We start from the raw sequence: 13,217 nt of genomic DNA, 5'->3' as shown, positions 1-13,217 counted from the left end.
TAGATGTTCGCCTGTAGATTTCATCTCCAGCAAAAAAAATGCCGATCTAGTTTTCGATGTCCCATTAAGTCCACCAAATCAAACTTGTCCTGATCACCTTCCCTCCCCAAATAACTTAACGTCCTAAAAACTAAAGGGAATAGACCACTATGCTCTAAGAATGTCAAAACAACTATAGCTGTCCCATCTGAAATACCGGAAAACTCCCATTCAGCCATAATCTGTTCAAAACTCGTCCTTTCAAACAACAGCTTCTCATTTTGCTCGAGCTTTTGCATCTCTTCAACGATAAAAGAAAAATCAGCATCAGAGGCATATCTGTCTTCAACAAGTTCAGCATCTATTGCCCTAGCGCTCCCCTTTTTCAACTCATCTATATGCTCTTGGCTTGTATCCTCTGCAATAGTACTTATTTCACCAATGAACTTTCCAAAATTTTCTCTCATTTTGACATGCATAAAGGGTCCTAACTTGCTTTAGAGTTACTCAACTCGTACTAAAAACAGCTAGCAATTTACACAATTGCTAGCTGTTGGCAATAAGCATACAGAAGTAAATAGAAATAATTCCAAATTATTTTATCACCGACCTATAAAAGCAGAAGGTGAAGCTAAAGGCCTCTCTCGCCAGCTTGCTTCTGGGTAGCTGTTAGCCAAATACCATATGTGATTATCATGGTCGTCAGAAAGATAAGAATGAATATGATGAACGCCTTGTTCCTCAAACAAGGACGTTATGCATGCGATTAACTAATCAGCCTAATAAAGCTACTGGTCATCGAGCTAACCAGATGATTTTCCTCAGCAAACTGAACCGAACCTGTCAACATTCGTTATAACAGGCTATAAAATCCAATTAGCTTATAAGGTTAAGTCCCAATGTTGAGATATGTAGATGTACTTTAAGCTCGGTGATATCCAATTAAACCGCAAAAAATTACCGTAGCCAAAATGCAGGAAGCCTTTCATTTACTGTAAGAGTAACTTTAACCATGTACTCAACGAAGAGCATGGGCATACGCTAATGCTCTTCAAATTTAACAAGATCTAAAGGAGATGTATCATGGCGAAAGGTAATAACGGACAATCAGGTAATGGCGGAGCAAAAAGTGGTGGACGTGGCCCTTCAAGCCACCCTGGACCAGGTGGTAACTGGCCGAGCACTACTGGTGGTAAATCTGGTGGCCTAAGAGGTAATGCACCGGCTAAAGGCAAGTAATATCCACTTAAATGAGGTAGCTTTAATGAAAGCTACCTTTTTAACCAATATAAATAAAAATCATGATGATAAGACCACAGTTGCCCAGCCTTGGAGACATTACAAAGGCACTTCTAGACCACGCTGGAGTGTTGCCTCAAAAGAATGACAGCACTGGTGTAATCGAAGATGAAAAAACTAAGAAGAAAATCCAAACACAGCTTAGACGCTTAGCAAAAGAAGAAAGTGAGCTGGAAAATAACTTGATCGACTTATTAAATTTATTAGCAGCATTTATCCAAAAAGCGACAGCTGATTCTAGAGTCACCAATGTTTGTATGGACTCTATTGAAGATGTATTAAATCAATACAAAGATCTTGTAAGAGGTGACGGTACATTTCTATCAAAGCCTGAAGCGGTGAAGTGGTTAATCAGGACTAAGTTAGTTGATCGCACAATTCTTTCGTATCAAAAAAATGCTTTAAAATTTAATCTGTCAGCATCTAACCTTATAAGCCCTTCTGATACCTATTGGTGGCTTCCCGATTTTACTAATCAGTCGACTCAATGGCCCCTGGCCAAAGCAATGAAATGGATGTATACCGTTTGCGAAACCAATCAAACACATTTCCATTTCCCTGATTTTGGCTCTATAGACAATTATCGTTTATCTCAAAATCTTGAAAATGCTTCTCGCTGGGCAAATGGAAAAAACACACCTAGCTGGCCAAATCTATTACAAAATATCAATGACTCGATAGTTGCAATGGAGCAAACAAAATCGACAATGTACAAAGTGGTTGTTGATGCTAAAACACAACAAAATTTCAAAACCATATTGTTCATTGCGAGGTTTTCCACCTCTATTTTTATTGAGCTGGAACGACAGTTTGGAAGGGATTTTATTGTCGACATCACCATGCAACTTAGAAGGCAAGACCGTCGATTAAGCAAAGTTCACCAGAGTTTTAAAGCTAGCTTATCAAAAGCTATCGCCGTCAATAACATCCCAAAAACAGCCATCATTGATAGGATTTGGTACGAGAACACACAAGAATTCTGGCAGTTGCAATCAGAACATATGATACAAGGTTCAAGAGCTATAGATGCTAAATTTAGAGAAAGATATAACAGTGGTTTCAACCGAAAAGATTTACGATTTTTTTTACAGAGAATGAATCCATTTGCTTTATCCCCTCTACTAGAGCAAGCCAAAGACAATACGATAGCTATGGCTCCAAAATTGTTTTTAGAGCTTTTATTGGAAGGTCTAGCGCTGCGAAAAAATGGTAATACTCTCCCTCGTGATATTAAACAGTATATAAAACAAGTTAATGAAGCTAACCTCGAGTGTTACCTCGACTGGGTAACTAACTGGATATGGGCAACGTATCACTATCGACGGGAAGAAGATGACCTCGCATTCCCTTTCTATTTGAAAGCATTCGAAAGTGGAAAATACTCAGCAGGTAATAGTCAATATAAACTGGTAAATCAGTATGTTGAATCCTGTGCTAAAAATAATAAATGGAAAGATTTTAAGAGGGGTATTGCTTGGGCAAATTACCTAGGTATTGAAGTGCGTTGGTATCGAGGTGTAGATGAATCCGATGAGCCTCTTAAAACCGCGTACATGTTTTTAAAACATGCACGCTATGCACAACTTTAATTACCTAGCCTGGGTTACTCCCCTTGGCTAACTTCTAAGATTAATAAACCACGCCAGCATGTTCAGCCTCAAAAGCTAATTTTTCACGTTTTTGTTCTTGTGTTAAGGGCATTTCATCTGCAACTTTACATTGCTCATATTCTGGCGATACACGCACTTCATATCCTTGGCTTTGTAGAAAGTTAAGCATATTTACCGGAGTGGCAATCATATCCATAGAGTTTGCGCAGTAGGGAATATGCCCAAAGAGAGTTTGTCCATTACAGACCAGTTTAAGAGATTCATAAAGTTCTTCAGGGGTAACTCTTACGATACAAGGAGCTTGCAACCGCTTTTCAAAAGCAAGAACAGGCGCTATTGATTCTAACGTCACTTCAAATACTTCAAACCCACCCTTAGCAAACATTGATACTTTAATAATTTCCACCTAAAAAAGCTCCTCAACCTAGTATGCCCCAATGAATGACACAAAAACCCCAATAACACTCAATACAACTAACCACTTGATGAAATTACTTTAAAAGGGATGTTATAGTCTTTTTAATAACACAGATATCATGTTATAGCCATCTTACCTGTCCGGTTCATCGTCATGTATTCATGGACAGGTTTATAAGGACATAAAGGGAGGTAAGAATGAGTTTTTATTGGGTGAATGTGGGTATTTCTTACAAAGAAGTCCTTGAGCAAGGGATCTTGTGGGCGCCACAACCGTACCATGACGAGCAAGGCACTCTCAAAAAAAGTGCAGGCTGGCTTGAAGTACCAAATATAAAGCGCGGAGATATCATTTTCTGCAATCGAAACCAAAATATCATATACATTGCTATAGCAACATCAGACGCATCACCATCACCTCGCCCTAAGAGCCGTAAGTTTGATCAATGGAAGAACAAAGGAAACCTCGTAGAGGTTGATGTTATCAAACTCTCAAAGAATATACCGGCAAGCAGCTTCAAGCATGAATTTTTTGAACAGTTCAATAGTAACTGTACCCCAAAACTTCTTAACAAGAATCTAGATTTTTGTCAGCAATATGCTATTTCACTTCCTAGTGATGCAGGTAAATTCCTGCTTAGCCTTCCAGGCATGGAGCAAGGCAGAGAATTAACCAAGCCTCAAGCAACACCCGATAGCAGCACTACTAATGATTACCCATTTTTGGCAGGCAATAGCTGGGAATGTAGAAGTGACGATGTCGCTATAAAAACAGTTGATAAGACATTGCAGTTAGAAGCTTCAACTGGGATACCGAAAGAGATCACCGGGTTCTTTTCAGAAGATAAAATTCCAAAAGGTGAAAGTAAACCTATAACCATCCATATAAACGGTAAGCTGGAATCTGGTACTTTAAAGCATAAGCCCGACGGCAGGCATGTATTACAGCTTTACACAGTTAAGGCTGCCCTGGCACTTAAGAAGTTATCAGTCGATGAAGATACTCTTTGGTTCGAAAAAATTGCAGATGAAAAAGGTCATTTTATTTTATCGACAATGACGTCCAACGAGAAGTTAGCTGTATATCCAAAACCTGGTCCTGGTTACCGAAATAAACCATCAAAGACAACTGGAACAGCAACAACTGAAGTTAGGTATGGCCAATCATATTACAGAGACCAGCTCTCAAAAGTTTGCGGCGGTAAGTGTGTTGTAACCGGTGTCGAAGATCATGAGCCAAAGATACTGATAGCAAGCCATACCAAGTCCTGGAAAGAGTCTAATGATGATGAAAAACTTGATGGCCATAATGGCTTACTGCTATCACCCCATATCGATAAGTTATTTGATCGTCACCTTATTACTTTTTCTAAGCAGGGAAAAATCTTAGTATCTGCCTCTTTGAGCGACTCCGTTATAGAGTCATGGGGGATCGATATCAAGAAGACTTACTACCTAACTAATAGACAGCAGACTTATATGGAACACCATAGACAGATATTCCATAAGAAGCAGGTTAAAGACACAGACTAAGTGGTGACCAAATTGGTGACCAAACTAAATGCCAGGCCACTGACATACACCATAAGATACTAATTTAATAGGGTAATAGCATTTACACCAACATTCAGATCCAGAACGTTGAGTAACCCTCTACTCTTAGTAAAAAAGCCTCATATTGAGGCTTTTTTCGTTTTAGATGCAGTAAAGCTACACCGTGAGCCCCCACATATCGAAGGTCTCTTGGCAAAGCTGCTCTCTGAAATCAGGGTGTGCGATGTCGATTAGCGCGCGGGCACGCTCTCGCAGTGATTTACCACGCAAGTTGGCGATGCCATATTCGGTGACGATGTAATGCACATGGACCCTTGTGGTCACCACGCCGGCACCGGGTGATAAGACGGTTGTGATACGTGAGACACTTCCCCGCGCAGCGGTGCTTGGCAGTGCAATCACCGAGCGGCCGCCTTCAGAGAGGCCTGCACCACGAATAAAGTCCATTTGGCCCCCCACGCCAGAATAGATGCGCGTACCGAGCGAGTCGGCACAGATCTGCCCAGAGATGTCCACTTGCAGCGCCGAGTTAATTGCCATCACATTGGGGTTTTTTCGGATAATCGAGGTGTCATTAACCTGTTCAATATCCATAAATATCACCGATGGGTTGTCATCCACATAGTCATAAAGACGCTGACTTCCTAGCGCGAACCCAGTGACCAACTTGCCTGGATGCACTTTCTTGCGGCTATTGTTGATCACCCCAAGTTCGACCAGATTCAATACGCCATCGGAAAACAGCTCTGTATGAATACCAAGATCTTTATGCTCAGTTAAACAAGAAAGCACGGCGTCGGGAATCGCACCTATTCCCATCTGTAGACAGTCGCCATCACGCACTAGTTTTGCCACATTTTGACCTATCGCCAGACTAGTGGCATCGCTCGCAGCGAGTGGATGTTGTGGCAACGGCATACTCTGCTCATAAACCGCAGCAAACTTGTTGTAATGAATAAAACCATCACCATGGGTGCGCGGCATCATAGGGTTGATGTGAGCGATGATCTTTTTCGCCATCTGGCACGCGGCTAAAGTGGCCTCAACTGAGATCCCTAATGAACAAATACCATGCTTGTCAGGTGGTGAGACTTGGACGATCGCGGTATCGATTGGTTGCTCGCCAGACCGAAACAACTTTGGCACCTCAGATAGGAATATTGGTACGTAGTCGGCATCACCTTGCTGTAGCAGAAGGCGTGTGGGTAAGCCGCCGAAGAAACAACGGTGACGAATGTGACCTTTTAATCTTGGATCACTCAGAGACTCTGCACACTCAGTATGCAGTTGTAACAGGGTCAAATCTTGAATAGTTAAGGCATGTTGGGCTAACGCATCGAGCAACAGCTTAGGCGTCGCGCCCATAGAGTGAGTCCATAAGGTCTCGCCACTTTCGATTAACGACACAGCTTCTAGAGCCGTGTTACAGATAATGGGTGCCATCAAAGGTTATCCAATGTAATGAATCTGTAAGCAGTGTAAGGGCTATTGCAACGCTTTGATAGCGGTAGCGAAGATGAGTAGCCCCTAAGTTGATCTTGAGCAAACCTCGCCCCTTGCCGCTACAGACAACCACAGCTCAACCAACGCCTCCGTCACGTAATTATTCTGCTTGCCATTGCTTTTTTCCGTGCAGTTATGGCTAGTTAACAAGGGCATGCATCTGCTGAGCAGCTTCGCACTAGCCCTGGCTAACTATCATAGCGCGTTTACAACTCAGGTTTAGAGCCGCGATAGCTATAATGGTTCATTGGCGACCAACTAACATAACAGCAATTTAAACCTGAAATTAAAAAACTAATTAAAATATATATTAAAGAACATGAAAAAATAAACAATTTAATTAACAAAAAGTGAAAATATATTAACGGGAGCGATAAAGCAATTAATAAATATTAATAGCCATAGAATACGTTAATAAAAAACCACAAACTCAAAAGGTTATCATTTATACCTAAAAATAATAAATCCAATTATACCCACCAGAAAAAACAAAAAACAAACCAAACAAAAACAATTAATTACGCAAACACAAGCAGGTTACAAAATACATTAAAGCCAACTAAATAAGTAGGCTAAAAACAAAGATCTCGATCACATTTAACTTTTTTTTAAAATAACAACCACAATTCCACAAATACCTCTTTAGTAATACCTTTCTACATTCCAATTATCACCCTACAATTTAAAGGTGAATTAATTAACACAAATACCACCGAACCATAAAATAAATAACCGTAAGGCCAAGATGATGAACAAATGTATTATCACTAAGTTACTTTGTGGGATATTCGCTTTCGCGTGCCTATCTCTCTCAGTTCAGGCGGCCCCCTGGAACCAACTCACTGGTGAGCAACTGGAGCAGCAACTGGCGGAGAAATTTGCCCAGGGTCAATACTCCAAAAAAGGGGCCGACTCCTGCCTGATGTGTCATAAGAAAAATGACAAGGTCATGGCAATATTCGATGGTGCACACGGCAATCCCAGCCAACCGGATTCGCCTATGGCGGGCTTGCAGTGCGAAGCCTGTCATGGCCCGCTAGGTAAACACAATAAAGGCGGCAAGGAACCGATGATCGCCTTTGGTCAAGAGAGCAAGCTGCCCGCCCAGAGTCAGAACAGCGTCTGTCTTGGGTGTCATAACGATTCTAAGCAGATAGCATGGCATAGCAGTAGCCATAATTTAGACGAAGTGGCCTGCAGCGATTGTCATAATATCCACGCAGGCAAAGATCCAGTCATGAATCGACTCACGGTCAACGACACCTGCACCGCCTGTCACTCTCAGCAAAAATCTGACATGAATAAGCGCTCATCTCATCCGATGAAATGGGATCGAATGACCTGTATAGATTGCCATAACCCACATGGCTCTATGAGTGAAAGCGCGCTGAATCACACCACTGTCAATGACACCTGCTATAGCTGCCATGGTGAGAAGCGCGGCCCTGTTTTATGGGAGCATGCCCCAGTCACTGAAAATTGTGCTAACTGCCATAACCCCCATGGCAGCGTGAATGAAGCCATGCTTACCCATAGAGCGCCGCAGCTGTGTCAGCAATGCCATATGGATGATGGCCATGCAAGTCGTGTCGTGCAGCAAGGTGGAAGTGACGCCTTTGGCGGCGGTAAGAGTTGTCTCAACTGCCATAGCCAGATCCATGGCTCCAATCATCCAGCTGGCAGCAAGCTGCAGCGCTAACAAGGAGTAATTCAAATGAGATTCAAATTTAACCTCATCACGTTATCACTTCTCGCGATATCAGGCGCGGTAACAGGCACTGCAGTGGCGGCTGACTTTGGCGTGAACAAGGCCAATACCAGTACCGTTAGACTGGAAGTATTTCAGTGCAAGCGCTGCCCGCAAGTCGAGGGCTATACCGGCACAATCGGATTCAACGCCGCCTATATCGAAAGCGATGACATTCACTCCGGTAATGCGTTCGGTACCGACAACGACGGCGCTAATGCCAGTGTGGATGCCGACCTCAATTATCAAGATGGAGCAGGCTATAAGGCTAAGTTTCAGGCACACCAGCTAGGTCTGGATAACGGCTTCGCTCACCTAGAAGCGGGCAAATCCGGCCGCTATGAGATAACAGCCGATTATCAACAACTGACCAGTTATCAGTCAGGCGATGCACTCAGTCAGTTATGGTACCAAGATGGCGTACTAACACCGAGTGAACATACTCAGACCCAGGAGCTCTCCCTGCAGAGAAACAAAGCTGGCTTGGGTCTGAGTTATGGCCGGGATTTCTATCAAGCTTATGTGCGTTATGACCACGAGAATAAAACCGGTTATCAGAGCAGCAGTATGGTCACGCCGCGTCCAGTTAATTTCGGTCTGCCTGTCGATGCCAACACAGATAACCTCACCGCGGGGCTGTCATTCTCAGGCGATAGTTGGACTACAAACCTGAATTATTTCGTCAGTCAGTACAAAAACGATATCGCTGCTTTGAGCCTTCCCTATCTGTATGACGTCTTTTCGCCAGCGCCTGACAATCAGGCTCATCAAATTAGCCTGTCGAGTCAATATCAGGTGAGCCGCACCGTCGTAAGTGGCCGTCTGGCATCAGGTAAGATGATACAGGACGATGATTTGATCCAGATGTCTGGTAATCCAATACAAAACTGGGATGGAGAGGTCGAGACTTTAGATGGCAAGCTGTCAGTCACCTCGCTGTTGAGTAACAAGTTTAGACTCGGCGGCAGTGTCGATTACAGCAAGCGCGACAACAAAGGCTCGGTATGGGAGTTCGCACAATTTGAAGTTAACGGCATCACGGGCGCATTTAAGCAAAATGTACCTCTGGACACCGAGCGTCGCGGCGTCAAAGTTAATGCCAGTTATCGCTTCAACAGCGACTATCGCCTGCAAGCCGGCTTTGACCGCAAAGAGATAGAGCGCAGTCATGGCGACCGAGAGCAGACCCATGATGACGTCTTATGGGCGAAACTCAATGTGCGTGCATTGGATGATATCAAGCTTAAGTTTAAAGCCAGCCTGGGTAATCGTGGCGGCAGCGAATATCAAACCAGCGAACTGACGTCATCTGAATCTAACCCCTTGCTACGGAAATATTATCTGGCTGACAGAAAGCGTACCGCCTTCGAAGCCAAGTTTAATCACACTCCAACTTCGTGGCTCAGTCTAGATATGACCGCTCGCTACGCCAAAGATGATTATGACGAAACGCAACTGGGTCTGACCGAATCAGAAGATTACGGCTATGACATCAACCTTGGGCTTCAGTTCAATGAGCATCTGTCAGGTTATGCCTTTGCTGGTCAGCAGTGGATCGACTCCAACCAAGCTGGCAGTCAGAGCTTCTCAACCCCAGATTGGTCCGCCGATATCCAAGATGAGTTTATCAACCTTGGCGCTGGTTTCACCTATACCGGGCTAATGGAAGACAAGCTCAGCTTGGGCGGTGACTATCTGTTCGCAAACTCCACCAGCGACACGTTAATCATCTACGACGTCACCACGCCGCAGGGGGATTACACCTCTTTCAACCATAGCCTCAAGCTACATGCGAAGTATGCATTGAGTGAAGAGATGGCGTTAAAACTGGCTTACCAGTATGAGCGCTACTACGACACCGATCACGCGCAAATTGATGTCGATACCGTTCCGGGACTCACCACCTTAGGCGACCTGAACCATAACTATAACGCGCACCAAGTGATGTTGTCGTTTAGCTACCAACTGCGCTAATGCAAACAGTGCTAACCATAACTGCAATGAGGATAAAATAATGGAACGCAGAAGTTTCTTAAAAATGAGTGCCGCACTTAGTTGCGCAGCGACGGTTTCCGGCTGTAACTCAAGCTCAAAAGATGTTGAAGTGGTACCGCCTAAGCCACCTGTTGCTGGTGAAAACCTTAACTGGTCGGCTTGCCTGGTTAACTGTGGCTCTAACTGCCCAGTACAGGTCTACTCCACTGATGGGGTGATCACCCGCGTAGAATCAGAGTTTACGACAACCGATAAATATGGCGACCATGATGTGCGGGCCTGTCTTCGTGGCCGATCATTGAGAAAGCGCGTCTATGCGCCCGATCGCCTGAAATACCCAATGAAACGTGTGGGCCCTCGCGGTAGCGGCCAGTTTGAACGTATCACTTGGGACGAAGCCTTGGATCTCGTCGCCGAAAAACTGCAGGGCACTATAGACCAATACGGTAACGAATCGATTCACTTCACCTATAACTCAGGTGCGCGTTACCACTTCTCGGGTAAGCAGTGTCTTTATCGCTTAATGAACCTTAAAGGCGGTTACCTTAACGCCTATGGCGACTATAGCTGGTCACAAATTTATGAAGCAGCGGGACAAACCTACGGCTCAGCAGGCCCTGGCTGGCAAGGCAGTAGCGTGTCAGAGATGCAAAACTCAGACTTAGTGCTGATGGTCGGTTACAACCCATCCGAGATCCGCATGAGCGGGTCTGGCGAAGCCTATGACTTCCTGATGCAAAAGCAAAAGAACAATTTTAAGACCATTTTAATCGACCCACGCTATACCGACTCAGCCGTAGGCAAAGAAGATCAGTGGATCGCTATCCGCCCAGGTACCGATGCGGCACTGTTCGAAGCCCTTGCCTATGAGTGGATCACGACCAATAAGGTCAATCAAGCCTTCCTAGATAAATACTGCGTTGGCTATGATGAAAAAACTATGCCTGCCGGCGTTGGCTACGAAGAAAGCTACAAAGCTTATATTCTCGATAACGCTACGGTTGGTGACCCTACCCCTGGTGTTAATGCTAAAACGCCTGAGTGGGCCGCACGCATCACAGGTATCGAAGCTCACATTATTGTCGAGTTAGCTCGAGAGCTGGCAGCCGCTCGAGCGCCATTTATTCAAATTGCCGCCTCGCTGAACCGTCAAGCCGCAGGGGAAAACAACACCCGCGCAGGCTACATGTTACCTATCCTGTTAGGTCAACTGGGTCTGCCAGGTACTAACTGTGGTGGCCTGTGTAAGGGATCATTCCTACACGCGCCCTTTATGCCAACAGGGGCAAACCCAGTTAAAAAAGCCATCTCATTCTTTACCTTCACTCAAGCCATTGAAGACGGTAAAAATATGACAGTACTGGCCGATGGTGTGCAGGGCGTCGACCTTGATGATGACGGTGACGGAAAGCTGGACACAGACATCAAGGCGATCATCAACTACGGTGGTAATGCCCTGATTAACCAACACTCTGAAGTGCGTAAGACAGAGAAACTCCTGCAAGATGAATCTAAGTGTGAGTTTATTCTGGTCGTCGACAATTGGATGACACCAAGTGCCAAGTTTGCCGATATCTTGTTGCCAGATGTGACTTGGTTAGAATCGGAAGATCTTATCTATCAAAGCTATGCTGCTGGCGACACCGCCACCTTAGTGCAAATGAGTAGCGGCGTCGATCCTATGTTCGAGAGCCGTCCTATCTATGAGGTCTGTGTTGACCTTGCTAAACGTATGGGCGTCGAAGCCGAGTTTACCGAAGGTAAGAGCCGCAAAGACTGGCTGGATCAGTTCTATGCCGAGTCTAAAGCCGCAACGCCTGGACTACCGGATAAAGAAGTGATGCTCAAGCAAGGTATCTATCGTAAATACTTGCCTGACGGGGGCTATATCGTACTGGAAGATTTCCGTACCGATCCTGACGCCAATCCACTGGGCACGCCATCGGGCAAGATCGAAATCTACTCTTCACGTCTGGCAGACAAAGCCCGCACCTGGAAGCTCAAAGAGGGTGATGTGATCTCTGCACTGCCTAAATATGTGCCGACCTGGGAAGGTTATGAAGATACTGAGACCAAAAAGAAGTATCCACTGCAACTTACTGGCTACCACACCAAAGGCCGCGCGCATTCGAGTTATCACAACGTCCCTTGGCTACGTGAAGTCGTACAAGATGCCGTATGGATGAACCCGCTCGACGCTAACCAGCGCGGACTCAAGACTGGCGATAAGGTCCATATCTTTAACGACCGAGGCACCATCGAAGTTGAAGTTAAGGTAACGCCACGCATCATGGTCGGCGTAACAGCACTGGGTCAGGGCGCATGGTTCCAACCTGGCGGCGATGTGGATAAGGGCGGCTGTTTGAACGTCCTCACCACACAACGCACGACACCTGTAACTAAGGGTAATCCTCAGCACACTAACCTGGTTGAAATCCGTAAGGTCTGATAGGAGTTAACAATGAGCAATAATATCCAATACGGCTTTCATGTCGACGCAAGCAAATGTACTGGCTGCAAAACCTGTCAGGTATCGTGTAAGGATCGTAAAGACCTTCCAGTTGGCATCAACTGGCGCCGAGTCTATGAATATGGTGGCGGACAGTGGACAGAAAATGGCGATGGCACAGTAAGCCAAAATGTATTCGCCTACTACATGTCTATCGGCTGTAACCACTGTTCGGAGCCTGTATGTGTAAAAGCCTGTCCAACTGGCGCGATGCACAAGCGCCGCGAAGATGGCTTAGTCCATGTAGCGGCAGATCTCTGTATCGGTTGTGAAAGCTGTGCAAGAGCCTGTCCATACGATGCACCTCAAATAGATAAAGATCGTAAGGTGATGACCAAGTGTGATGGTTGTTATGAGCGCTTGGCCGAAGGTAAACAGCCCTCATGTGTCGAGTCTTGCCCTATGCGTGCCATCGATTTCGGCCCAATGGATGAGTTAAAGGCTAAGTACCCAGGGGCTATCTCACCCGATGTTGCCCCGCTGCCAGAAAGCAGTGTAACGACGCCAAACTTACTCATCACGCCTAACCGTCACTCTCGCCCAAGCGGCGCTACCGACGGCGAAGTGTTGAACTACTCAGAAGTTTAGCCCCTGTTTGGTGCCA

At 45.2% G+C, this 13,217-nt stretch carries 10 protein-coding genes; 7 read left to right on the top strand and 3 right to left on the bottom strand.

Going from position 1 to position 13,217, the window contains the following annotated elements; all coding sequences use genetic code 11:
• Positions 1-20: 20 nt before the first annotated feature.
• Complete coding sequence (locus L876_RS0106295) at positions 21-458, bottom strand: hypothetical protein (RefSeq protein WP_028763024.1); 438 nt, start codon at positions 456-458, stop codon at positions 21-23.
• 604 nt (positions 459-1,062) lie between these two features.
• On the opposite strand from L876_RS0106295, the gene L876_RS22890 reads away from it, so the two are divergent.
• Together L876_RS22890 and L876_RS0106285 are read left to right on the top strand one after the other, a co-directional pair.
• Positions 1,063-1,218: a hypothetical protein gene (locus L876_RS22890; RefSeq protein ID WP_169731090.1), complete on the top strand. Its 156-nt coding sequence runs from the start codon at positions 1,063-1,065 to the stop codon at positions 1,216-1,218.
• Positions 1,219-1,280: 62 nt separating this feature from the next.
• Positions 1,281-2,867: a hypothetical protein gene (locus L876_RS0106285; RefSeq protein WP_028763023.1), complete on the top strand. Its 1,587-nt coding sequence runs from the start codon at positions 1,281-1,283 to the stop codon at positions 2,865-2,867.
• A gap of 40 nt (positions 2,868-2,907) precedes the next feature.
• On the opposite strand, the gene L876_RS0106280 is transcribed toward L876_RS0106285, so the two are convergent.
• Positions 2,908-3,294, bottom strand: a complete 387-nt coding sequence (locus L876_RS0106280; RefSeq protein ID WP_028763022.1) for a hypothetical protein — start codon at positions 3,292-3,294, stop codon at positions 2,908-2,910.
• Between the two features lie 209 nt (positions 3,295-3,503).
• Between L876_RS0106280 and L876_RS22705 the strand changes: the two genes are divergently transcribed.
• Entirely contained in the window at positions 3,504-4,838 is a 1,335-nt protein-coding gene (locus L876_RS22705) for an HNH endonuclease (RefSeq protein ID WP_028763021.1), read from the top strand.
• Positions 4,839-5,015: 177 nt separating this feature from the next.
• On the opposite strand, the gene L876_RS0106270 is transcribed toward L876_RS22705, so the two are convergent.
• Positions 5,016-6,302 carry an acetyl-CoA hydrolase/transferase family protein gene (locus L876_RS0106270; RefSeq protein ID WP_028763020.1) on the bottom strand — a complete coding sequence of 429 codons (1,287 nt, stop codon included), beginning with the start codon at positions 6,300-6,302 and terminating at the stop codon, positions 5,016-5,018.
• Between the two features lie 805 nt (positions 6,303-7,107).
• On the opposite strand from L876_RS0106270, the gene L876_RS0106265 reads away from it, so the two are divergent.
• From L876_RS0106265 to L876_RS0106250, 4 genes are read left to right on the top strand one after another with little or no spacing between them, the layout of a single operon-like run.
• Entirely contained in the window at positions 7,108-8,061 is a 954-nt protein-coding gene (locus tag L876_RS0106265; RefSeq protein ID WP_028763019.1) for a DmsE family decaheme c-type cytochrome, read from the top strand.
• 15 nt (positions 8,062-8,076) lie between these two features.
• The gene (locus tag L876_RS0106260) at positions 8,077-10,083 is read left to right on the top strand and encodes an MtrB/PioB family decaheme-associated outer membrane protein (protein WP_028763018.1); all 2,007 of its coding nucleotides are present in this window, start codon (positions 8,077-8,079) and stop codon (positions 10,081-10,083) included.
• 40 nt (positions 10,084-10,123) lie between these two features.
• Complete coding sequence (locus tag L876_RS0106255; protein ID WP_028763017.1) at positions 10,124-12,553, top strand: DMSO/selenate family reductase complex A subunit; 2,430 nt, start codon at positions 10,124-10,126, stop codon at positions 12,551-12,553.
• Between the two features lie 12 nt (positions 12,554-12,565).
• Positions 12,566-13,201: a DMSO/selenate family reductase complex B subunit gene (locus tag L876_RS0106250; RefSeq protein WP_028763016.1), complete on the top strand. Its 636-nt coding sequence runs from the start codon at positions 12,566-12,568 to the stop codon at positions 13,199-13,201.
• The last annotated feature ends 16 nt before the right edge of the window (positions 13,202-13,217 follow it).

It is taken from the genome of Shewanella colwelliana ATCC 39565, from assembly GCF_000518705.1.
Classification (GTDB): domain Bacteria; phylum Pseudomonadota; class Gammaproteobacteria; order Enterobacterales; family Shewanellaceae; genus Shewanella; species Shewanella colwelliana.
This window is presented reverse-complemented; position numbering and strand designations above follow the sequence as displayed.

What these genes read in the sequence shown, in the direction of transcription:
- L876_RS0106295 (WP_028763024.1), bottom strand. Translation starts at nt 458, where the DNA reads ATGCATGTCAAAATGAGAGAAAATTTTGGAAAGTTCATTGGTGAAATA.
- L876_RS22890 (WP_169731090.1), top strand. Translation starts at nt 1,063, where the DNA reads ATGGCGAAAGGTAATAACGGACAATCAGGTAATGGCGGAGCAAAAAGT.
- L876_RS0106285 (WP_028763023.1), top strand. Translation starts at nt 1,281, where the DNA reads ATGATGATAAGACCACAGTTGCCCAGCCTTGGAGACATTACAAAGGCA.
- L876_RS22705 (WP_028763021.1), top strand. Translation starts at nt 3,504, where the DNA reads ATGAGTTTTTATTGGGTGAATGTGGGTATTTCTTACAAAGAAGTCCTT.
- L876_RS0106270 (WP_028763020.1), bottom strand. Translation starts at nt 6,302, where the DNA reads ATGGCACCCATTATCTGTAACACGGCTCTAGAAGCTGTGTCGTTAATC.
- L876_RS0106265 (WP_028763019.1), top strand. Translation starts at nt 7,108, where the DNA reads ATGATGAACAAATGTATTATCACTAAGTTACTTTGTGGGATATTCGCT.
- L876_RS0106260 (WP_028763018.1), top strand. Translation starts at nt 8,077, where the DNA reads ATGAGATTCAAATTTAACCTCATCACGTTATCACTTCTCGCGATATCA.
- L876_RS0106255 (WP_028763017.1), top strand. Translation starts at nt 10,124, where the DNA reads ATGGAACGCAGAAGTTTCTTAAAAATGAGTGCCGCACTTAGTTGCGCA.
- L876_RS0106250 (WP_028763016.1), top strand. Translation starts at nt 12,566, where the DNA reads ATGAGCAATAATATCCAATACGGCTTTCATGTCGACGCAAGCAAATGT.